The sequence below is a fragment of the Variovorax sp. Varisp41 genome, assembly GCF_047325085.1.
Taxonomy (GTDB): Bacteria; Pseudomonadota; Gammaproteobacteria; order Burkholderiales; family Burkholderiaceae_C; genus Variovorax.
In genome coordinates this window covers 4,854,650-4,876,685 of the sequence record NZ_CP168540.1, presented here as the reverse complement: position 1 = coordinate 4,876,685, position 22,036 = coordinate 4,854,650, and the positions used below count along the sequence as shown (strand labels likewise).

At 71.6% G+C, this 22,036-nt stretch carries 17 protein-coding genes; 10 read left to right on the top strand and 7 right to left on the bottom strand.

Features of this window, described 5'->3' with window-relative positions; all coding sequences use genetic code 11:
* Nucleotides 1-7: 7 nt before the first annotated feature.
* The 3 genes from ACEN9J_RS22555 to ACEN9J_RS22545 all read right to left on the bottom strand — a co-directional run bounded on the left by ACEN9J_RS22555 (nt 8) and on the right by ACEN9J_RS22545 (nt 3,796).
* Nucleotides 8-1,243 (bottom strand): pyridoxal phosphate-dependent aminotransferase, encoded by a 1,236-nt coding sequence (locus ACEN9J_RS22555; protein ID WP_261210064.1) that lies wholly within the window; start codon nt 1,241-1,243, stop codon nt 8-10.
* Nucleotides 1,240-2,157 carry an amino acid ABC transporter substrate-binding protein gene (locus tag ACEN9J_RS22550; protein WP_057597263.1) on the bottom strand — a complete coding sequence of 306 codons (918 nt, stop codon included), beginning with the start codon at nt 2,155-2,157 and terminating at the stop codon, nt 1,240-1,242. Before ACEN9J_RS22550 ends, ACEN9J_RS22555 begins: the two co-directional genes overlap by 4 nt.
* A 103-nt stretch (nt 2,158-2,260) precedes the next feature.
* Nucleotides 2,261-3,796 (bottom strand): aldehyde dehydrogenase family protein, encoded by a 1,536-nt coding sequence (locus ACEN9J_RS22545; protein WP_261210069.1) that lies wholly within the window; start codon nt 3,794-3,796, stop codon nt 2,261-2,263.
* A gap of 203 nt (nt 3,797-3,999) precedes the next feature.
* Here ACEN9J_RS22545 and ACEN9J_RS22540 point away from each other — a divergent pair, with 203 nt between their 5' ends.
* Both ACEN9J_RS22540 and ACEN9J_RS22535 read left to right on the top strand, forming a co-directional pair.
* Nucleotides 4,000-4,581 (top strand): DUF6932 family protein, encoded by a 582-nt coding sequence (locus ACEN9J_RS22540; RefSeq protein ID WP_413762102.1) that lies wholly within the window; start codon nt 4,000-4,002, stop codon nt 4,579-4,581.
* Nucleotides 4,565-4,786 (top strand): hypothetical protein, encoded by a 222-nt coding sequence (locus ACEN9J_RS22535; RefSeq protein ID WP_261210073.1) that lies wholly within the window; start codon nt 4,565-4,567, stop codon nt 4,784-4,786. Before ACEN9J_RS22540 ends, ACEN9J_RS22535 begins: the two co-directional genes overlap by 17 nt.
* Before the next feature lie 53 nt (nt 4,787-4,839).
* Here the strand turns inward: ACEN9J_RS22535 and ACEN9J_RS22530 are convergent, their stop codons facing one another.
* On the bottom strand, nt 4,840-5,697 hold the full coding sequence (locus ACEN9J_RS22530) for an IclR family transcriptional regulator (RefSeq protein WP_261210075.1): 858 nt from the start codon (nt 5,695-5,697) through the stop codon (nt 4,840-4,842).
* Between the two features lie 207 nt (nt 5,698-5,904).
* Between ACEN9J_RS22530 and ACEN9J_RS22525 the strand changes: the two genes are divergently transcribed.
* From ACEN9J_RS22525 to ACEN9J_RS22495, 7 genes are all read left to right on the top strand, one after another.
* Nucleotides 5,905-6,975 carry an ABC transporter ATP-binding protein gene (locus ACEN9J_RS22525; protein WP_057597267.1) on the top strand — a complete coding sequence of 357 codons (1,071 nt, stop codon included), beginning with the start codon at nt 5,905-5,907 and terminating at the stop codon, nt 6,973-6,975.
* Nucleotides 6,972-7,832, top strand: a complete 861-nt coding sequence (locus tag ACEN9J_RS22520; protein ID WP_261210079.1) for an ABC transporter permease — start codon at nt 6,972-6,974, stop codon at nt 7,830-7,832. The genes ACEN9J_RS22525 and ACEN9J_RS22520 overlap by 4 nt, the downstream gene beginning before the upstream one ends.
* 4 nt (nt 7,833-7,836) lie before the next feature.
* Nucleotides 7,837-8,631, top strand: a complete 795-nt coding sequence (locus ACEN9J_RS22515; RefSeq protein ID WP_057597269.1) for an ABC transporter permease — start codon at nt 7,837-7,839, stop codon at nt 8,629-8,631.
* Entirely contained in the window at nt 8,632-8,928 is a 297-nt protein-coding gene (locus ACEN9J_RS22510; protein WP_413762101.1) for a (2Fe-2S)-binding protein, read from the top strand.
* Nucleotides 8,925-10,334, top strand: a complete 1,410-nt coding sequence (locus tag ACEN9J_RS22505) for an FAD-dependent oxidoreductase (RefSeq protein ID WP_413762100.1) — start codon at nt 8,925-8,927, stop codon at nt 10,332-10,334. The genes ACEN9J_RS22510 and ACEN9J_RS22505 overlap by 4 nt, the downstream gene beginning before the upstream one ends.
* Nucleotides 10,331-11,512: an NAD(P)/FAD-dependent oxidoreductase gene (locus ACEN9J_RS22500; protein ID WP_413762099.1), complete on the top strand. Its 1,182-nt coding sequence runs from the start codon at nt 10,331-10,333 to the stop codon at nt 11,510-11,512. Before ACEN9J_RS22505 ends, ACEN9J_RS22500 begins: the two co-directional genes overlap by 4 nt.
* Nucleotides 11,513-11,576: 64 nt before the next feature.
* On the top strand, nt 11,577-12,641 hold the full coding sequence (locus ACEN9J_RS22495; protein WP_413762098.1) for an ABC transporter substrate-binding protein: 1,065 nt from the start codon (nt 11,577-11,579) through the stop codon (nt 12,639-12,641).
* Nucleotides 12,642-12,664: 23 nt separating this feature from the next.
* Here the strand turns inward: ACEN9J_RS22495 and tet are convergent, their stop codons facing one another.
* Nucleotides 12,665-13,867, bottom strand: coding sequence for a Tet(A)/Tet(B)/Tet(C) family tetracycline efflux MFS transporter (gene tet / locus ACEN9J_RS22490; RefSeq protein ID WP_057597405.1), 1,203 nt, complete (start codon nt 13,865-13,867; stop codon nt 12,665-12,667).
* A gap of 90 nt (nt 13,868-13,957) precedes the next feature.
* Here tet and tetR point away from each other — a divergent pair, with 90 nt between their 5' ends.
* Nucleotides 13,958-14,644 (top strand): tetracycline resistance transcriptional repressor TetR, encoded by a 687-nt coding sequence (tetR, locus tag ACEN9J_RS22485; RefSeq protein ID WP_057597406.1) that lies wholly within the window; start codon nt 13,958-13,960, stop codon nt 14,642-14,644.
* Nucleotides 14,645-14,651: 7 nt separating this feature from the next.
* Here the strand turns inward: tetR and ACEN9J_RS22480 are convergent, their stop codons facing one another.
* Both ACEN9J_RS22480 and ACEN9J_RS22475 read right to left on the bottom strand, forming a co-directional pair.
* Nucleotides 14,652-16,286: a GMC family oxidoreductase gene (locus tag ACEN9J_RS22480; RefSeq protein ID WP_413762097.1), complete on the bottom strand. Its 1,635-nt coding sequence runs from the start codon at nt 16,284-16,286 to the stop codon at nt 14,652-14,654.
* A 29-nt stretch (nt 16,287-16,315) separates the two neighbouring features.
* Nucleotides 16,316-21,985: an MG2 domain-containing protein gene (locus ACEN9J_RS22475; RefSeq protein WP_413762096.1), complete on the bottom strand. Its 5,670-nt coding sequence runs from the start codon at nt 21,983-21,985 to the stop codon at nt 16,316-16,318.
* Nucleotides 21,986-22,036: the final 51 nt, after the last annotated feature.

The following is a 22,036-nucleotide window of genomic DNA, read 5'->3' as shown; positions in this document are numbered from 1 at the left end:
GACGGATTCATTCGAGCGCCGCGCAGGCCGCCGCGATGCGCGCGCAGGCCTCCTCGAGCTGCGCCATCGAGGTCGCGTACGAGATGCGGAAATAGGGCGCGAGCCCGAACACGCTGCCCGGCACCACCGCCACCTCGAAGTCCTCGAGCAGGTAGCGGCAGAAGTCCGCGTCGCTGGCCAGCAGCGCGCCATGGCGCGTGCGCCGGCCCAGCAGGCCCTGGCAGCGCGCGAAGGTATAGAACGCGCCCTCGGGCCGCGGGCAGTGCAGGCCGTCGATGCGGTTCAGCGCGGCCACCACGAAGTCGCGCCGGCGCTGGAAGTCGTCGCGCCGCTCGGCCACGATCTGCTGCGGCCCGGTCAGCGCCTCGATCGCCGCGGCCTGGCTCACCGACGAGGGGCACGAGGTGGTCTGGCTCTGCACCACGGCCATCGCCGCGATCAGCGCGCGCGGCCCGGCGCCGTAGCCCACGCGCCAGCCGGTCATCGCATAGGCCTTCGACACGCCGTTGATCGTCAGCGTGCGCTCGCGCAACCGCGGCTCCACCGCCGCCGGCGTGGCGAAGGCCAGGCCGTCGTAGAGGATGTGCTCGTAGATGTCGTCGGCCAGCACCCACACACGCGGATGCCGCAGCAGCACCTCGCACAGCGGCTTCAATTGATCGGCGCCGTAGGCCGCGCCGCTCGGGTTCGAGGGCGAGTTGAGGAACAACCAGCGCGTGCGCGGCGTGATCGCCGCCTCGAGCTGCGCGGCCTCGAGCCGGAAGCCCTGTGCGTCGCCGCAGGGCACGCCGACCGGCACGCCGCCGCAGATGCGCACGATGTCGGCGTACGAGGTCCAGTAGGGCGCGGGCAGGATCACCTCGTCGCCCGGATCCAGGCTCGCCATCAGCGCGTTGAAGATCACCTGCTTGGCGCCCGCGCTCACGCTGATCTCGTCGAGGCCGAAGTCCAGCGCGTTGTCGCGCCTGAACTTGAGCTGCACCGCCGCCTTCATCGCCGGGCTGCCGTCGAGCACCGTGTAGCGCGTGTCGCCGCGCCCGATGGCGCGCACCGCGGCCTCGCGCACGTTGTCGGGCGTGTCGAAGTCGGGCTCGCCCGCGCCCAGCACGATCACCGGGCGGCCCGCGCGTTTGAGCGCATTGGCATGGTCGGTGATGCGCAGGATCTCCGACACGCCGAGCGCGCGCACCCGCTGCGCCGGCACGAAGTCCGAGGAAGAAGAGACGGCGGCAGCGGGACTCACTTGGCGTAGCTCTCCAGCGGCTTGTCGTTGGGCTCGAGCACCAGCTGCTTGAGCATCGCGCTCATCGGCAGGTTCAGGCTGGTGTTCTTCGGCGGGATCGGCGCCACGAACCACTTGGTGTAGAGGCGCTCGAGCTCGCCGCTCTTCATGAGGCGGCGCAGCGCGCCGTCGACCGCGGCCTTGAAGGCGGGGTCGTCCTTGCGGAACAGCAGCGCGATCGGCTCCGAGCCCAGCGGCTCGCCGACGATGCGGTAGGCCGTCGGGTTCTTCGAGTTCGCGATGATCCCGGCCAGCAGGTTGTCGTCGAGCACGAAGGCATCGGCGCGGCCCGACTCCATCAGCAGGAAGCTCTCGAGGTGGTCCTTGCCGAGCATGGTGTTGATGCTCACGTTGTTGCTGCGCTCGCGCTTGCGCAGCAGCTGCACCGCCGTCGTGCCGGTCGAGGCCGACACGGTGCGGCCCGCGAGCTGGTCGAGCGTGGTGATGCCCGAGTCGACGCGCGTGGCCATGCGCACCTCGCTCACGTAGGTGGTGAGCGCGAAGGCCACCTGCTGCTGGCGCGCGAGGTTGTTGGTGGTGGGGCCGCAGCCGATGTCGAGCGTGCCGTTCTGCACCAGCGGGATGGTGTTCTGCGCCGTGACCGCCATGTACTCGAGCTTCGCGGCCGGCACGATGTCCTTGAGCACGCGCTCGCACAGCTCCACGTGGTAACCCACGTACTTCTCGCCCGCGCCCAGCATGTAGGCCATGGGCGGCGAGGCCTCGCGCACGCCGAGCACCGCCTTGCCGCTGGCGGCGATCTTCTCGAGCGTGCCCGCGGGCGCCGGTTGCTGCGCGCCGGCCGTGGCGGCCAGGGCCAGCAGCAGCGTGGCGGCCGCGGCCTTGAGCGGGTGCAGGGATGGAATGAAGTTCATGTCGTCGTCTCCTCGTCGTTGTGGTGGATGGTCAGGCAAGCGCGCAGGCATCCGCTCCGCGGCGACGCTCATGCGCCGCCGCGGCCGGTATGCCGTCAGAAAATCAGTCGCCGATGTCGAAGGTCACGCCTTGCGCCAGGGGCAGTGCCGTCGAATAGTTGATGGTGTTCGTCGCGCGGCGCATGTAGGCCTTCCAGCTGTCGGAGCCGGCCTCGCGGCCGCCGCCGGTTTCCTTCTCGCCGCCGAAGGCACCGCCGATCTCGGCGCCGCTCGGGCCGATGTTGACGTTGGCGATGCCGCAGTCGGAACCGGCGCACGAGAGGAAGCGCTCGGCCTCGCGCATGTCGAGCGTGAAGATCGACGACGACAGGCCCGCGCCCACCGCGTTGTGCTGCTCGATCGCCTCGTCGAGCGAGGCATAGCGCAGCACGTAGAGGATCGGCGCGAAGGTCTCGCGCAGCACCGCGCCGGCATGCGCCTTCAGTTCGACCAGCGCCGGGCGCGCGTAGTAGGCCTCGGCACCGCCGATGCCCTCGACGCGGCCGCCGCCATGCACGATCGCGCCGGCATCGCGGCTCTCGTCGAGCGCCTTCTGCATGCCTTCGAAGGCCGCGCGGTCGATCAGCGGACCGACCAGCGTGCCGGCCTCGCGCGGATCGCCGACCTTCACGCCGCCATACACCTTGACGAGGCGCGGCACCAGCTTGTCGTACACGCTCTCGTGCACGAACAGCCGGCGCAGCGTGGTGCAGCGCTGGCCCGCCGTGCCCATGGCCGCGAAGGCGATCGCGCGCAGCGTGAGATCGAGGTCGGCCGAGGGCGTGACGATGGCCGCGTTGTTGCCGCCGAGCTCGAGGATGGCGCGCGCGAAGCGGGCCGCGAGCTTGGGACCGACCTGGCGGCCCATGGCGGTGGAACCGGTGGCAGACAGCACCGCCACGCGGTGGTCGTCGACCAGCAGCTCGCCGATGTCGCGCTGGCCCAGCAGCAGGCCGAGCAGGCCCTCGGGTGCGTCGGCGCCGAAGCGCTCGATGGCGCGCGCGGCGATCGCATGCACCGCGAGCGCGGTCAGCGGCGTCTTCTCCGACGGCTTCCACACCACCGGGTCGCCGCACACCAGCGCCAGCGCCGCGTTCCACGACCACACCGCGACCGGGAAGTTGAAAGCCGAGATCACGCCGCACACGCCCAGTGGATGCCAGGTTTCCATCATCCGGTGCTCGGCGCGCTCGGTGGCCAGCGTGAGACCGTAGAGCTGGCGCGAGAGCCCGACCGCGAAGTCGCAGATGTCGATCATTTCCTGCACCTCGCCCGCGCCCTCGGACGGGACCTTGCCGGCCTCGAGCGTGACCAGCCGGCCGAGGTCGCGCTTGGCCGCGCGCAGTTCCTCGCCGAGCAGCCGCACCAGTTCGCCGCGCCGCGGCGCCGGCACCGCGCGCCAGGCCTTGAAGGCCGCATGCGCGCGCGCGATGGTCTCGGTGGCCGCGGCCGGCGTGGTCTGCGCGACCTGCGCGATCACCTCGCCCGTGAGCGGCGAGCGCACCGTCAGCTCGCCGCCGACGTGGGACTCGCGCGGCACGCCCAGGCGCTGGAGCAGTTGTTCGACTTCGGAGGGCAGGGAGGTTTGGGATTCGGACATGGGCGCTGCGCGGGAGGCGCGAAAGAAAGGTAAGAGGGAAGCGAAGGGGTCGGCGAACCGCGCCAATATCTGCGAACCGGCAGACCTTGGCTAGTGAAAATATGGAAGGACCTGATGCGTTTGGCGAAGGAAGTGGGGCGGCCGGGCGCGGGGCCACGTTTCTTATTCTTCGTGAATGCCTCGGCCGCTAAGCTGGCGGCCCCGTGATTCCCGCCTTCACTCGTTTCCATGTCCTGCCGCCCTTCGAGGGCGAGCGAATAGCCAGTGCACACAGTTCCCCGTACCCGGTGACATGCGGTGAACTGGTCCGGCGCTTTGCCTCTGGCGCCGAGCGTTGCGCCATCCTCGACGGACTGCTGCGATACCGCAGCGAATTGCGAGGCCTGGGGTTCGCGCACGGTTTCCAGTGGCTCGATGGCAGCTTCGTCGAGGACGTGGAAGCGCTGGAGAAGCGCCCGCCGCGCGACATCGACGTGGTCACCTTCGCCTATCCACCGCCGGGCCTGAGCCAGGAACAAACACGCAACCTGCTGCGCCAGCGTCCGGACCTCTTCGATCAGGCCCGGTGCAAGCAGGATTTCCGCTGCGACGTGAACATCGTCAACCTCTCGACGGCGCCGGAGTGGCTGGTGACGCAGACGCGATACTGGTACGGTCTGTTCTCGCACCGTCGCGCGGACGCGCTGTGGAAGGGCATGCTGCAATTGCCCCTGGATTCCGACGACGAACTCGCCCGCACGGCTCTGGCCACGCTTCAAGGAGATACCGATGCCCGCTCCGCTTGACCTGCAGTTCCTGCGTGCCGATCTCGCGCAGGCGCGCCAGATGCTGCGCGATGGCCGCGCGTATGGCGATGCAATGGCCGAACACCAGTATGCGCAGCGCGTGGCGCAGCTCGAACGGAAGCTGGCCGAGTCGTCCCGCACGCCATCCACTGCGCAGGGCAACGCGTCGAAGCGCGGCCCTTCGAAGACCGCGCTGAAGTGCTAGGGCGCGCAGCCCTGCAGAAGCGTCCCGGCCGTTGAGGCGGACGCTGCCCGACCTCACCCCGGCCCCGCCGCCTCCGGCATCGGAATCCTCTGCCCCGCCGGCGACCCCGCCAGGCTCTGCGCCGGCCGGCGCAGCGAGGCATCGAAGGGATTGATCCTCGGCCCGATCGCCACCGCCTCGCGCTGCAGCAGGTCGACCACGGTCGGCAGCCGGTCGGCGTTGAGGCGGTCGGCGATGGTGCCCACGCTCAGCGCGGCCACGGCGCGGCCCTCGCGGTCGAGGATGGGCACGGCCACGCCGGCCATGCCCTCGAGCAGGCCAGTGTTGCGGCCCGCGAAGCCGCTCTGGCGCACGCGCTCGATCTCGGTGCGCAGGTAGACCTCGTCGTAGACGCCGTACTCGCGCACGCGCGAGAGGTTGAAGCGGATCACCTCCTCGCGCTCGCCCTCGGGCAGGAAGGCCAGGATCGCGAGCGCGCCCTGCCCCACGCCGAGCGCGATGCGCCCGCCGATGTCGCCGGTGAACGAGCGGATCGGGAACGGGCCCTCGCTGCGGTCGAGGCACACGGCGTCGAAGCCGCTGCGCACCAGCAGGAAGATGCTGTCGCCCAGGCTCGCGCACAGACGCAGCAGCGCGGGCCGGCACAGGGTGCGCAGGTCGCCGGGATTGCCGGCGTTGGCCGCGAGCGCGAAGAACTCGATGCTCAGCCGGTACAGCTTGCTGCGCTCGTCCTGCTCGACCACGCCCTCGGCCATCAGCGACTGCAGCAGGCGGTGCGTGGTGGCCTGCGTGAGGCCGACGGCGCGCGCGATCTGGGTGACGCGGCCGCCCTCGGCCTGCACCACGCCGAGCGCCCGGATCACCGAAAAGATGCGCGGCACGCCGCCGCTGGCCGCGGTTGTGGTTTCCATGTCCCGTTTCCTTGGAATATGTCGATCTTGCTCGAGCCATCATATTCCATTGAACGGAATAAATTGAATAAATATTCTGATTAATGGAATACCCGTGGCGATCTGGCGCGATCGTTGCAATAGAGTGAACCGAAAGCACTCACGCATCCATGGCCCCGGCGCCTGCGCGCCGGCCGTGGATTCCGACCCCCGACGAAAGGCGTTTCCATGTCATTCCTGCGGCTCAGCGACGTGTCCAAGTCCTATGGCGCCACCCGCGCGGTAACGGCCATGAACCTCACTGTCGAGAAGGGCGAGTTCGTCTCGCTGCTCGGCCCCTCGGGCTGCGGCAAGACCACCACGCTGCAGATGATCGCGGGCTTCGAGGCCGTGACCAGCGGCCGCATCGAGCTCGCGGGCCAGGACATCACGCATGCCAAGGCCAACACGCGCGGCCTGGGCATCGTGTTCCAGAGCTATGCGCTGTTTCCGCACATGACGGTGGCCGACAACGTGAGCTTCGGCCTCGAGATGCGCAAGATGCCGAAGGCCGAGCGCCGCGAGCGCGTGCAGCAGGCGCTGGCGCTGGTGCACCTCGAGGCCCATGCCGCGCGCTATCCGCGCGAGCTCTCGGGCGGCCAGCGGCAGCGCGTGGCGCTGGCGCGCGCGCTGGTGATCGAGCCGCCGGTGCTCTTGCTCGACGAGCCGCTGTCGAATCTCGACGCCAAGCTGCGCGAGGAGATGCAGTTCGAGCTGCGCCAGATCCAGCGCAAGGTCGGTACCACCACGGTGATGGTCACGCACGATCAGAGCGAGGCGATGTCGATCAGCGACCGCGTGGTGGTGATGGAAGGCGGCCGCGCGACGCAGATCGATCATCCGCATCGCGTCTACGAGCATCCGAGCACGCGCTTCATCTCCACCTTCGTGGGCAAGGCCAACCTGCTGCCGGGGCGGGTCACGGCCTGCGGCACGGGCAGCTGCAACGTGGCGGTCGGGCCGCTCGCGGTCGAAGTCGGCGAAGGTGGCTACGACAGCGGCGCCGCCGTGCTGATGAGCGTGCGCCCCGAGAAGCTGCAGCTGGTGCCCGCGGGCAGCGGCCGGCTCGACGGCACGGTGCGGGAGCGCTTCTTCCTCGGCAGCCAATGGCTCTACCGGCTCGCCACGCCGGCCGGCGAACTCATGGTGCTGAGCCCCAACGACGGCCGCGCCGCGCTGGCCGAGGGCGACGCGGCCGGCATCGACTGGCCCGCGCACTGCACGCGGCTGTTGCGCGACGACGAGGCGGTGGCGGCATGAGCGGCATCGCTCGCAAGGCCACGCCCTGGTGGCTCTCGGGCCCCGCGCTGGCGCTGTTCATCGCGCTGCTCGTGGTGCCGCTGCTGCTCACGGCCGTGCTGTCCTTCAACGTCTACGACCCGGCCAGCGGCCCGCGCGCCGGCGAGTTCACGCTCGCGCACTACGCGCAGGTGTTCGGCGACGACTACTACCACGGCATCTTCTGGCGCACCTTCTGGATTTCGGCGCTGGTCACGCTGATCTGCGTGCTGATCGGCGCGCCCGAGGCCTATGTGCTGAGCCGCATGCGCAACCCCTGGCGCTCGGTTCTGCTGCTGGTGGTGCTGGCGCCGCTTTTGGTGTCGGTGGTGGTGCGCGCCTTCGGCTGGAGCATGCTGCTGGGCCCCGAGGGCGCGGTCAACGCGCTGCTGCAACTGGTGGGCATCGGCCCGGTGAAGATCCTCTACACCAGCGCGGCCGTGGTGATCGCGCTGGTGCACGTGATGCTGCCGTTCATGGTGATCCCGGTCTGGACCTCGCTGCAGAAGCTCGATCCCGGCGTGGAGAACGCGGCCCTCTCGCTCAATGCCACGCCCTTCACCACCCTGCGCCGCATCGTGCTGCCGCAGGTGATGCCCGGCATCCTCTCGGGCAGCCTGATCGTGTTCGGCCTCGCGGCGAGCTCGTTCGCGATCCCCGGCCTGCTCGGCGGACGCCGCCTCAAGATGGTCGCGACCGTGGTCTACGACGAGTACCTGAGCGAGCTCAACTGGCCGCTGGGCGCGGCCGTGGCGCTCACGCTGCTGGTGGCCAACCTCGTGGTGATGCTCAGCTACAACCGCCTGGTCGAAGGCCGCTACAAGAAAGCGCTGGGGTGATCGCATGAGCAGGAACGGCCCCGTCGCCCTCGCGTTCAACGCGCTCGTCATCGCCTTCATGCTGGCCCCGCTGCTGGTGGTCTGCATCGTCGCGTTCACGCCCGAGAACACGCTGACCATTCCGACCACGCACTTCTCGCTGCGCTGGTTCGAGGCGGTGTTCGCGCATCCGGACTTCATGCAGTCGTTCTGGAACAGCCTGTGGCTCGCGCTGAGCGCGGCCACCATCGCGACGCTGCTCGCGGTGCCGGCCGGCATGGCGATCACGCGCTACGACTTCCCGGGCCGCGACTTCCTCAACGGCCTGTTCCTGTCGCCGCTGATCATTCCGCACCTGGTGCTCGGCGTCGCGCTGCTGCGGCTGTTCGCGCTGGTGGGCGGCACCGGCAGCTTCGGCTGGCTGGTGATGGCGCATGCACTGATCGTCACGCCCTACACGCTGCGGCTGGTGGTGGCGGCGCTGGTGGGCTTCGACCGCAGCGCCGAGCAGGCGGCGCTCTCGCTGGGCGCGAGCCAGGCCACGGTGTTCCGCCGCATCACGCTGCCGATGATCCTGCCGGGCGTCACCGGCGGCTGGATGCTGGCCTTCATCAACAGCTTCGACGAAGTGACGATGTCGATCTTCGTCACCTCGCCGAGCACGGTGACGCTGCCGGTGCGCATGTACATGTACGCCACCGAGTCGATCGACCCGCTGATGGCCGCGGTGTCGGCGCTGATGGTGGCGGTGACGGCCGTCGCGATGGTGGTGCTCGACCGGCTCTATGGCCTGGACCGCGTGCTGGTGGGACGCAAGTAGATGGCGACCCACGCATTGCTGCACCGCGTGGCCGAGACCGGCCGCGCCACGGTGCCCTTCACGCTCGACGGCGCGCCCGCCTCGGCGCTGGCCGGCGACACGGTGCTGACCGCCGTGCTCACGCAGGCCGCCCAGCTGCGCCGCAACGAGTTCAGCGACGCGCCGCGCGCGGGCTTCTGCATGATGGGCGCCTGCCAGGACTGCTGGATCGCGACCGCCGAGGGCGAGCGGCTGCGCGCCTGCTCCACCTTCATCGCGCCGGGCATGGCGCTGCTCACCGGCCGGGGCGAGGCATGACGACGACGGCACTTCCTCCCGTGATCGTCGGCGCCGGGCCGGCCGGCGTGCGCGCCGCGCAGGCACTGGTCGCGCATGGCCTGCGCCCGGTCGTGATCGACGAGGCTTCGCGCGCAGGCGGACAGATCTACCGCCGCCCGCCCGCCAACTTCGTCGAACGCGCGGCGGCCACGCTCTACGGCTTCGAGGCCGCGCGCGCGAACGCGGTGCATGCGGCCTTCGACGGCCTGCGCGATCGCATCGACTACCGGCCCGACAGCCTGGTGTGGAACGCGCAGGGCGGCGTGCTCGACGTGCTGCACGGCCCGACGCGCAGCACCGCGCGCCTGCCGCATGGCCCGCTGATCGTGGCGACCGGCGCCACCGACCGCGTGCTGCCGCTGCCGGGCTGGACCCTGCCCGGCGTCTACACGCTCGGCGGCGCGCAGGTGGCGCTCAAGTTCCAGGGCTGCGCCATCGGGCAGCGCGTGGTGTTCATGGGCACGGGGCCGCTGCTCTATCTGGTGGCCTACCAGTATGCGAAGGCCGGCGCGCGGGTCGCGGCCGTGCTCGACACCGCGCGCCTCGCGGACCAGCTCGCGGCCACGCCCGCGATGCTGCGGCAGCCCGCGGTGTTCGCGAAGGGCGTCTACTTCGTCGCCTGGCTGCGCGCGCATGGCGTGCCGCTGCATGGCGGCGTGCGGCCGCTGCGCGTGCTCGGCGACGACGGCGCGAGCCGCGTCACCGGCGTCGCCTGGCACGACGGCCGCGAGGAGCGCCGCATCGACTGCGATGCCGTCGGCTTCGGCTACGCGCTGCGGTCCGAGACCCAGCTGGCCGACCTGCTCGGCTGCCGCTTCGAATTCGCGCCGATGCATCGCGCCCATCTTCCCGTGCGCGACGCGGCGGGCCGCTCGAGCGTGGCGGGCGTGTACCTCGCGGGCGATGGCGCCGGCATCATGGGCGCCGACGCGGCCGAGTGGGCCGGCGAGCGCGCGGCGCTCGCGCTGCTCGCGGACCAGGGCGGGGCCGTCGATGGCGCACGCGCCGCGCTGCTCGAGCGCAAGCTCGACCAGCTGACGGGCTTTCGCCGCGGACTCGAACGCGCGTTTCCGCTGCCGCGGGACTGGGCCGCCAACGCACCCGACGAGCTCGTCGTCTGCCGCTGCGAGAACATCACGGCCGGCACGCTGCGCCAGACCGTCGCGGTCAACGGCGCCGACGAACTCAACCGCCTCAAGGCGCTGTCGCGCGTGGGCATGGGCCGCTGCCAGGGCCGCATGTGCGGCGTGGCCGCGGCCGAGATCCTCGCGCATGCAACCGGCCAGCCGCTCGCGCAGGTCGGCCGGCTGCGCGGTCAGGCGCCGGTCAAGCCGATACCGATCCGGCTCGTCACGCAGGCCCCCGCCGAGGGAGCGCGCGCATGAGCACCACCCGTACCCTGCGCTGCGACGTGGCGATCGTCGGCGGCGGCATCGTGGGTTCGTCGGCCGCGCTCGCGCTGCGGCGCATGGGCCTGGAGGTGGTGCTGCTCGAGCGCGACCTCTGCGGCTCGCGCTCCAGCGGCGTCAACTACGGCGGCGTGCGGCGCCAGGGCCGGCCCTTGAGCCAGCTGCCGCTGGCGCAACGCGCGCACCGCATCTGGGGCCGGCTCGGCGAACTGATCGGCACCGAGGGCGAGTACCAGCGCTCGGGCCATTTCAAGATCGGCCGCAGTGAGGACGACATGGCCGCGCTCGAACGCTACCGCGCGAGCGTGCGCGACGCCGGCTTCGACCTCGGGCTCGAGCTGGTGACGGGCACGCGGTTGCGCGAGCGCTGCCCCTGGCTCGGCGCGCGCGCGCTCGGCGGCTCGCTGTGCATCGAGGACGGGCAGGCCAATCCACGGCTGGTGTCGCCAGCCTTCGCGCTCGCGGCGCGCCATGCGGGCGCACAGGTGCTCGAGCGCCACCGCGTCGACGAGGTCGCGCACGACGGCACGCTGTTCCGGCTGCGCGCCACGCATGCCGAGGGCACGCTCGAGGTGCGGGCACCAGTGCTGCTGAACTGCGCGGGCGCCTGGTCGGGCCCGATCGCCACCCACTTCGGCGAGGCCGTGCCGCTGCAGTCGGGCCATCCCGCGATGGCGGTGACCGAGCCCCTGCCCTTCTTCATGGACTGGAGCCTCGGCGTCGAGGGCGGCGGCATCTACTGCCGCCAGGTCGCGCGCGGCAACCTCGTGCTCGGCGGCGGTGCCGGCATCGGGCTCGATGCCGAGCGCGCGCGTTCCGAGCGCGACGCGATCGCCACGCTGTCGACGCAGGCGATCGAGCTCTTGCCGCGGCTCGCGCATGCGCACTTCATCCGCACCTGGAGCGGCACCGAGGGCTACCTGCCCGACCGGCAGCCGGTGCTGGGACCGAGCCGCACCACGCCCGGCCTGTTCCATGGCTTCGGCTTCGCGGGCGCGGGCTTCCAGATCGGCCCGGCCGCGGGCGAGGTGCTGGCCGAGCTCGCGCGCGATGGCCGCAGCACCACGCCGATCGAGGCCTTCGCGATCGAGCGCTTCCTTCCCGACACGCGGGCCGAGCGGCCCGCCGAAGCCGCCGCATCGGCATCGCACTGAACACGACCAGAGCAACCCACCGCAACCGCAGATCCACCCTCGACACCGAACGGAGAGTCCCACCATGGCACGACGCGAACGCACTTCCTTTTTCCTCACCTTCGCCGCCACCGCGGCGGCCGCCCTCGCGGGCTTCGGCGGCGCGGCCCACGCGCAGACGAAGACGCTCTACATCGGCATGAACGGCGGCACGATGGAGAAGGCGTACACGCAGTACGTCTTCCCGGCCTTCGAGAAGCTCTACGGCGCGAAGGTGGTGGTGGTTCCCGGCACCTCCTCCGACATCCTCGCCAAGGCGCAGGCCAACAAGGACCGGCCGCAGATGCACGTGATGTTCCTCGACGACGGCATCATGGTGCGCGCCATCGGCATGGGCCTGTGCCAGAAGCAGAAGCCCAATCCCTCGCTGGCCGAGATCTACCCGGCCGCGCGCTTCAAGGACGACATGGCCAGCGGCGTGAGCCTGGGCATGACCGGCCTGGCCTACAACGCGAAGATGTTCAAGGAGAAGGGCTGGGCCGCGCCCACCTCGTGGATGGACCTGGCCGATCCGAAGTTCAAGGGCAAGGTGGTGTTCCAGTCGATGTCGTCCTCGTCCTTCGGGCTGCACGGCTTCCTGATGTTCAACCGCATCCAGGGCGGCAACGACAAGAACGTGGAACCCGGCTTCAAGGCCTGGCCCACCACCATCGGCCCCAACGTGCTCGAGTACATCCCGAGCTCGGCCAAGCTCTCGGAGATGGTGCAGACCGGCGAGGCCGCGATCTTCCCGCTCACGCCGACGGCCGTGGCCGCGCTCAAGGTCAAGGGCATCCCGGTGGAATACGCGCCGCCCAAGGAGGGCGCGGTGGTGCTGATGGTGGGCCAGTGCGTGATCGCCAACAACAGCGAGCCCGAGCTGTCGCAGAAGCTCGCCGAGTTCCTGCTGAGCCCGCTGGCGCAGGCCAACGTGCTGCAGTACGGCGCGCAGATCCCGACCAATCCCAAGGCCCCGGCCGTGGGCGAGGGCGCGACGCAGGTGGCCGAGATCAACCAGTGGATGAAGAGCGCCATCACCATCGACTGGGAGAGCATCAACGCCAACCGGCCGGCCTGGAACGCGCGCTGGAACAAGACGATCGAGAAGTGACTCGCGCTTTTCGGTGAAGTGGCTCAGCGCGTGCGGCGCAGCAGCACCGGCAGGCACAGCAGGTAGAGCGAGGCACCCGCGAGCCACACGATGCCCGGAAAGCGCGCGCGGAACGCGAAGTACAGCGGGCTGATCAAGAGCGGCCCGAACACCGCGGCCAGGCTGGTGATGCTCGCGAGCACGCCCTGCAGCCGACCCTGCTGCGCCTCGCCCACGCGCGCCGACAGCGTGGCCTGCAGCGCGGGCGCGCAGACGCCGCCCATGCACAGCAGCGGCAGCAGCGCGATCGCCATCCAGCCCTGGGAGGCGAAGGCGATCAGCGCATAGCCGGTGCCGTCGGCGATGGTGCCGACGGCGATCGCCGCGCGCTCGCCCCAGCGCTCGACCAGCGGGCCGGCCGCGAAGCCCTGCACCAGCGCATGGAGCAGGCCGAAGACCGCGAGCGAGAAGCCGACCATGGTGCCGTTCCAGGCATAGCGGTCCTGGCCGTAGAGCACCCAGGTGGTGCCCGCGACCTCGCCCACCAGCACCAGCAGCAGGAACACGCCGAGCAGCGGCAGCAGCGCCGGAAAGCTCGTGGCCCAGCGCAGCGGCGCGAGCGGATGCAGCACGCCGCGGTCGAAGGGCTGCGCGGCGAGCGCCGGCGGCCGCGATTCGCGCAGCACCAGCAGGCCGACCAGGAAGGTCAGGCCGTTGAGCGCGGCCGCCGCGAGGAAGGGCAGGCGCACGCCGTGGTCGCCGAGCACGCCGCCGAGCGCCGGCCCGGCGATGAAGCCCAGCCCGAAGCAGGCGCCCATGCGGCCGAACCAGCGCGCGCGCTGGTGCTCGGGCGTGAGGTCGGCGATGGCGGCCGAGGCCACGGCCATGCTCGCGCCGGTCATGCCGGCGATCGCGCGGCCCACGAACAGCAGCCACAGCGAGGGCGCGAAGGCCATGAACAGCGCGTCGATCGCCGCGCCCAGCACCGAGACCAGCAGCACCGGCCGGCGGCCGAAGCGGTCGCTGAGCGCGCCGAGCACGGGCGCGCAGAGGAACTGCATCAGCGCGTAGAGCGAGAGGAAGGCGCCGAAGTGCCAGCCGAGCTCGCCGCCGTGGCCGACCTCGCGCAGCAGGCTCGGCACGATCGGCATGACCAGGCTGATGCCGATGGCATCGAGCGTGACGATCGCCAGGATCACCGCCTGCGCATGGCGGCCTCCGGCGAATGGAATGGAAGTGGAGGACATGTTGGAATTTATCGTTGATAAGGAATTATCAGCGATAAATTTTGGGCTGTGAAGTACCCTCCCGGATCGACACCCGGCAAGCACATCTGAATGAAACTGGACCGCGAAGCGATCCTCGAGGCGGCACTCTCGCTGCTCGACGAGGTCGGCATGGACAAGCTCAGCACCCGGCTGCTGGCCGAGAGGCTGGGCGTGCAGCAGCCCGCCCTCTACTGGCACTTCAAGAACAAGCGCGCGCTGCTCGACGCGATGAACGGCGAGATCCTGCGCCGCAGCCATCACCGCAAGCTGCCGCTGCCCGACGAGACCTGGGAGGGTTTCCTGCGCGAGAACGCGCGCAGCTTCCGGCGCGCGCTGCTGGCGCGGCGCGACGGCGCGCGCCTGCATGCGGGCTCCGAGCCCGACCCGGGCGACCTCGACATGGTCGAGGCCCAGCTCGCGGCCGTGGTGCGCCTGGGCGTGCCGCCCGCGCAGGCGATGACCCTGCTGATCGCGCTGGGCCGCTACACCGTGGGCTGCGTGCTCGAGCAGCAGGCGACGCCGGCCGACGCGGCGATGCAGCAGCAGACGCTCGATGCCGCCGCGGCCTCGCGGCCGTTGCTGGCGGAGGCTTTCTCGACCTACCGCGCGGCCGGGCCCGATGCGCTGTTCGAGATCGGTGTGGACCTGATGCTCGAAGGCGCGAAGGTGCGGCTGGCGGCCCAGGCCCCGCAGGCGAGGCGCCGCGCGGCCGCCGAGGGCGCGCCGCCGCGGCGCGGCCCGGCGCCGCGGCGCTGAGGCCGGTTCAGCGCGCCTCGGCGCGGATCCAGCCCGCGGCCTTCTCGGCCATCATCAAGGTGGGACTGTTGGTGTTGCCGCTCGTGATGGTCGGCATCGCGCCCGCATCGACCACGCGCAGGCCCTGCACGCCGCGCACGCGCAGCCGCGCATCGAGCACCGCCATCGGATCGTTGTCGGCGCCCATCCTGGTGGTGCCCACCGGATGGAAGATGGTGGTCGCGATGTCGCCGGCCAGGCGCGCGAGGTCCTCGTCGCTCTGGTACTGCACGCCGGGCTTCCATTCCTGCGGCTTGTACTTGGCGAGCGCGGGCTGCGCGGCGATGCGGCGCGTCACGCGCAGCGAGTCGGCCGCCACCTTGCGGTCCTCGTCGGTGCTCAGGTAGTTGGGCGCGATCGCGGGCGCGTCCTCGAAGCGCTTCGAGCGGATGCGCACCGTGCCGCGGCTCGTGGGGTTGAGGTTGCACACGCTCGCGGTGAAGGCCGGGAAGGCGTGCAGCGGCTCGCCGAAGGCATCGAGCGACAGCGGCTGCACGTGGTACTGGATGTTGGGCCACTCGCGATCCGGCGAGCTGCGCGTGAAGGCGCCGAGCTGCGAGGGCGCCATGCTCATCGGGCCGCTGCGGCTCATCACGTACTCCAGGCCGATGCGCGCCTTGCCGAACAGCGAGGAGGCCAGCACGTTGAGCGTGGGCGCGCCGTCGATCTTGTAGACCGCGCGGATCTGCAGGTGGTCCTGCAGGTTGGCGCCGACGCCGGGCGCGTCGACCGCCACCTCGATGCCGTGCTGGCGCAGCAGCTCGGCCGGGCCGATGCCCGAGAGCTGCAGGATCTGCGGCGAGCCGATGCTGCCCGCGCTCAGGATCACCTCGCGCGTGGCATGCGCCGTCACCATCTCCTGGCCGTTCCAGATCCGCGCGCCGGTGCAGCGCTGCGTGCCGTCGGCCTGCCGCTCGATCACCAGCTGCGAGACCTGCGCGCCGGTCCAGAGCTCGAAGTTGGGCCGGCCGTAGCAGGTGGGTCGCAGGAAGGCCTTGGCCGTGTTCCAGCGCCAGCCGTTCTTCTGGTTGACCTGGAAGTAGCCCACGCCCTCGTTGCTGCCGCGGTTGAAGTCGGTGGTGTGCGGCACGCCGGCCTCGACCGCGGCGGCCGCGAAGGCATCGAGGATGTCCCAGCGCAGCCGCTGCTTCTCGACCCGCCATTCGCCGCCCGCGCCGTGCATCTCGTCGGCGCCGAGGTAGAAGTCCTCGTGCTTCTTGAAGGCCGGCAGCACGTTCTGCCAGCGCCACTCCTCGTCGCCGGTGAGCGCGGCCCACTGCTCGTAGTCGCGCGACTGGCCGCGCATGTAGATCATGCCGTTGATGCTCGAGCAGCCGCCCAGCGTCTTGCCGCGCGGATAGCGCAGCACGCGGCCGTTGAGGCCGGCATCGGGCTCGGTGCTGTAGAGCCAGTCGGTGCGCGGGTTGCCGATGCAGTAGAGGTAGCCGACCGGGATGTGGATCCAGTGGTAGTCGTCCTTGCGGCCGGCCTCGACCAGCAGCACGCGCTTGTCCTTGTCGGCGCTGAGCCGGTTCGCGAGCAGCGCGCCGGCGGTGCCGGCGCCGATGACGATGTAGTCGAAGGTGGTGTCGTTGTCTCTCATCTTTGCTTTCTCTTTTCTGGCGTGTGCTCTCAGGGTTGGACGGTCATGGTTTCGGGCACGCCCTCGCCGAAGACCTCGGGCGCGTACATCGCCTCGGCGCGCACGGGCGGCAGCCTGAATTCGCCCGCGTTGTTCAGGCGCACGGTGTACTCCACGCGCCATTGGCCGCGCGGCACGTAGCGGAAATAGGCGCGCCAGCTGTCGGTGGCGCGCTCGACGTGGCTGGGCCAGGCCCAGCCGCCTTGCGTCTCGCCCTGCCGCGCCAGGCTGCTCTCGCGGCCCAGGCCGCGGCCGAGCTGGCTGGCACCCGAGGGCACGGCGTCGCGCACCACCACCCAGGTCTGCGCGGCCGTGGATTCGAGATCGAGCCGCACGCGGTAGACGTCGCCCACCGACCACCGGCCCTTGCGCTTCTGCTCCACTGGCGTGACGCTGCGGCGCACCGAGAGGCCGTGCGCGAGCGGCTGCCCATTGCGCGTCGCGGCCAGCGCGCTGACGACGGCCCAGGGCTTGCCGCCGCCTTCGTGGCGCAATTGCAGCGTGCCTTGCGCGCCCTGCGCGGGCCAGGGCAGCAGCATGTCGGGCGCCTTCGCATCGGTCCAGGCGGCCTCGCGCGTCGCGCGGCCCAGCGCCGCGCGCGTGACGCCGTCGACCGGTCCGGCCTCGAACTGCTGCTGGAAGTTGCGCAGCGCCACGGTGCTCCAGGCATTGCCGGTGGTGGTGCTCCAGCGGCCCGCGCTCTGGCGGCCGACCAGGCCCTGCACGATCAGCGGCGCATCGGCCTTCCAGGCCGCATCGGTGCGCGCCCATTGCTGCGCCAGCAGCGCCATGCGCGCGGCCGTGCTGTCGCCGCTCCACATGAACCACCACCAGTGCAGCGCCGGCTCGTCGCGCCAGCGCATGCGCGTGCCCTGCACGTCGAAGCGGCCGCGCAGCTGCGCGCCGGCCTCGGCCAGCGCGGCATCGCGCACGGCGTCCGCGGGCATGGCCAGCAGCGTGCGCGACCAGTCGACCAGCGACTGCGCCGAGAGCGCAGCGACGGACTGGGGCCGCAGCACGATGTTCCGGCGGCCCTGCTCGACCAGCGTGGCCTGCGCGGCGAGCTGCTGCGATTCGAGGTAGTTGCGCGGCGCCCAGTCCTGCGCCTCGAGGCGGCCTTCGAGCAGCGACTCGAGCGCATCGAGCATGCGGCGGCGCTGCGCCTCGGGCACCGGCCAGCCCTTGGCCTGCGCGATGTCGAGCAGCTGCACCGTGAGCATCTCGCTGCCCGGCAGCGTGGGCTCGGGAAAGTAGCGCGCCAGGCCCTTGTCGTCGATGTACTTCGGCAACTGCGCCATCAACCGGTCCCAGCTCGCGCGGTCGTCGAGCGAGACGAAGCGCGAGCTCTGCTGCTCGAGGCACATGTACGGGTACTGCGCCATCCAGCGCATCGATTCGGCGAGCGCGGCATCGACCAGGCTGGACTGCAGCGCGACGCGCACGCCGCCGACCAGCGGCACCGCATCGCGCGGCTGCGCCACGGGCACGGCACCCGCGTCGGCCACCGGCAGCAGCATCGACTGGCGCACCGTGGCGTTCAGCGCGGGCACCACGCGCTGCACGATCTCCAGCGCGTCGCGCTCGTCGACGCCGGCCCCCCGGCCCTGCGCACCGATGCGCCAGCGCAGCGCGCCCGCGCCGCCCGGCACGGCCACGGGCCACAGCACTTCCTGCGTCTGGCCGGGCGCGAGCTGCAGCCGGCGCTCGATCTTCAGGCCGCGCGCGACCAGTGCCTCGGCGGGCACGATCTCGCGCGCGCCCGACCATTCGTCGCCGGGCTCGACCGCGGCCTCGGCCTTGAGCACCACGGCGAGCGCTGCCTTGCCGGTGTTGCGCAGGCTGAGCTTCTGCACGATCGCATCGTCCGCACGCAGCAACTCGGGCAGGCCGCTGAAGATCTGCAGCGGCTGGGTGCTGACGAGCGTGGCCTCGCCCTCGCCGAACTGCGCCTCGCCCGCGCTCGCGATGGCGACGATGCGGAACTGGGTCAGCGCGTCGTTGAGCGGCACGGTGGCGCGGGCGATGCCCTGGGCGTCGGTGCGCAGGTCGGTGCGCCAGAGGACGAGCGAGGAGAAATCGGAGCGTGTCGGGGGCGCGTCGCCGCCGTCGAGCCCCGCCGCCCTGCCCGCCGCCATCATCGCCGCGGGAGCCGGCACCACGCCGGGCATGCTGCGCGCGGCCTCGTCGTAAGGCCGATGCGTGGGCTGCCATCCGAGGTCCACGCCGCGCAGCAGCCCGGCATCGAGCGCGCCGCCGCGCACCGAATTGCCGCGCTGGGCGAACATCGCCTTCGCGAGCGCCCAGGTCCCGTTGGGCTTGAGCGCGAGCAGTGCCTGGTCGACCGCCACCAGCGTGACGCGCGCATCGGCCACGGCCCGGCCGGCGGCATCGCGCACCGCGACCTCCACCGGCACCTGCGCGCGCGGCCGCGCATCCGTGGCCGCGGGCCGCACGCCCACCGAGAGCGTCCACGCATCGGGCCGCACCCGCAGGTCGGCGCGCTGCGCGCTCGACAGCGGCTCGTCCTTGCCCGCGCCCTGCAGCGGATACACGTAGCGCGCGGACAGGGCCACGTTGGGCGCGTGCTGCGCGGCGAGCGGCAACGCGATGCGCTGCTGCAGCGCCGAGAGCGCATGCACGCTCGCGCTCATCACGCCCTCGCGCTCGACGGTCAGCAGCAGATGAGCCGGCAGGCGCTCGGGGCGCGCGACGACGATGGCCGTGTCGCCGGGGCCGAAGTCCGGGCCGTTGTCGACCTGCAGCGCGTCGCGCGCCAGCGCCTCGCGCCAGCCGAGCGACCAGCGGTTCTCGAGCATCGCGGTGCGCACGATCGCTCGGCTGTGCCTGAGCGAATCGGCGCTGGCCTCGAACAGCCAGTGTTCGGCGACCTGTGCCCCCTGCGCATCGTCGGGCAGTCGCCATTCGCAAGCCCATTGGCCCTGGGCGTCGGTGCGCGCGCTGCACACCTGCGTCTCGGGGCCCAGATCGACGATGCTGTACTGGCCGCCGTTCCAGTCCCGCCGCACGGGCCTGACGCGCACCGTGACGGGTTCGTCCGCCACCGGCCGGTCCCTGTCGTCGAGCGCGATGCCTTCGATCGCCTGCGGCCGGTCGCGCTCCTTCGCGCGCACGCGCAGGCCGAGCTTCATGCGGTCGGGCCACAGCATGGCGGCACTGCCGACGGTCTGCGTCTCTCCGTTCGGGTCCTGGAACTTCAACTCCGTCTGCAGCAGCATCGGGCGCTCGAGCGGCGGCGCCACGAGACGGATGCGCGCCTTGCCGTCGCGATCGAGCCGCGCCTGTTCGGCCGGGATGGCCGGCGGCATCGCGCGGCCCTGGGCGGTCTCCGCGGCGTAGAAGGAATAGCCTTCGCGCGGCGCGCGCACCTGCGCGAGCCAACTCTGCTTGACCTCGACGGGCAGTCCCACCGCGGCACCGCCCGCGAAATAGGCCAGCCGCGCATCGAGCTGCGCCACCTGCGTGTCGCGCTCCCAGAAGGCCTTCGCCTGCAGGGCCGCGTCGAACACCGGCGTGCGGAACTCCTCGACCTGGAACTGCGTGCCGCCGAGCCGGCTGCCGGCCTGCGACAGGCTCACCGTGTAGTCGCCGAGCCGGGCATCGCGCGGGATCGTCCATGCGCTCGTGGCGCTGCCGTCGGCGCCGAGCATCGCGCTGGTGGCGAAGACCTTCTCGCCCGCGCCATGGCGGATCTCGATCTCCACCGCGCCGCGCGGCGGCAGGGCGAAGCCGCGGCTTTCCAGCAACCGCACCACGTGCTGCATGCCGACGGTCTCGCCGGCCTTGAAGAGCGTGCGGTCGAGCACCGTGTGGGCGCGCAGGTTGCGCGCGGCGCCGCCCGCGACCTGGTATCCGTACCAGTTCGCCGGCGCCTGCATCACGGCCATGTCGTTGCCGGCGCGCACCACCACCCAGGCGCCATTGGCATAGCCGGCGTCGCTGCAGGCGAGCCGGCCCCGCAGCGCCTCGCCGGGCTGGGCCAGGCCCTGCGCGTCGGTCCTGCCGCGCCAGAGCAGTTCGCGCTTGCAGGAATAGATCGCCACCTCCGCGGCCGGCACCGGCAGCGCGGTGTCGAGCGCGGTCACCCAGACCGACGAGGCGCCGATGTCGCTGAAGCGCGCATCGGGATTGAGGTTGGTGGCCTGCACCACCGTGTAGCGCTGGAACGGCCCGGGGTCCGGCCGCTCGCCCGGCAAGGGCTTGCGGTTGCCCATGTAGTCGGAGAAGGCCGCGCTGTCGGCGCGCACCACGTGCAGGCCGGGCGCTGTCAGCGGCACGCCGACGAACTCCATCGCGCCGCCCTGCGTGGGAATGGTCGAGGTGCGCGGCGCGCCGGCCTTGTCGTCCAGCGGCGTGGCAGGCCAGGCGTTCGACCTGCGGGCCTGCAGCAACTCGATCGCATAGGCCTCGATGCCCTCGCCCATCTCGCCGCCGAAGCGCCACTGGCGCACCGGCAAGGACTTTTCAGCGCGACGCACCGCGAAGGCCGCGACCGCGCCGCCGCCACCCGGCTGCCACGGCATGACCGACTGCGCATGGACGGCGCCCAGATAGGGCGGCAGCTGCACGAAGGCGACGCTTCGCGGGAACTCGCCGGCGTTGGCGAGCGGCCGGCCCAGCGTGTCGCGCAGTTCGGCCGGCATCCGCAGGCTGTAGCGGCTGTCCTCGCCGAAGCCCGCCGCGGCAGGCGTCGCCGTCAGCTGCGTCGTCTCCTGCGGCTGGCGCCAGGCGGGCATCGGGGTCAGCGGCATGTCCCGGCCCGCCGGGTCCACGAGCCGAACCTGCCGCGCGGCCTCCAGCGACAGCGGCGCCGAGAACACGATGTTCAGCGACAGGCGCGGGTCGCAGGCCTCGCGGCCCCTGGGATGTTCGAGGACGGTGCAGCCGACGCGGGCGGTGAAGGGCGGACGCACGCGATAGCTGAAGGACCGCGGCTCGCCGTCCTGGACGAACCGCAGCACGGCGCCCTCCGGCACCGGCTGCGCGCAGCGCAGGCCGAGTGCGAAATTGCGCGATCCGCGCTCGCGGCGCGCGGTCTCGAGCGCAGCCTCGAGCGCCGCCCCGGTCACGGCCACCGCGGGTTGGCGCCGCACCCGGTCGCCGTCGTGCACCTCGCAGGCGAAGCCGGCCGCCAGCGTTGGCGCAGCTTCGGCCGGCTGCGGGTCATGGTGGCGCAGCAGGACGACCTGATCGGGCGCGATCTCCGATCCCTCGGCCGGCTCGCTGCTGAAGAAGCCGTAGGGCCCGGCGACGAAGCCGGCCATCGACGGCGTGCTCACCGCCTCGCCAGCCAAGGTCTTCAACCCCGGCTTGAACACCACGCGGCAACGCGTGCCGCCGCGCACGTCCTGCGCGAACTCGAAGGCCCAGGCGCGCGGCCCGATCCAGCGGGCGCTGCCCGCCGGCGTCCGCGGCGTGCACTGCACGCTCGCGGGTTCGGCGCCGTCGTCCTGGCCCAGCGGCACCATGTCGGCGTCGAAGCGCACCGCCACCTGCCGCACGTCGCGCGCCTCGCCCTGCGGGCTCACCGACAGCACGCCGGCCGCATGCAGCGGCGCCGCCGCGCAGGCCGCCAGCAACGCGGCCAGCACGGCCATCAGCCAAGGGGTTCGACGGGATGCCTCGCGAGAAGTCGCAGCCATGGTTCCTCCGTTCTTCGTGAAGTCTTGTGCCCGCGGATGCGCAAGGCCTGC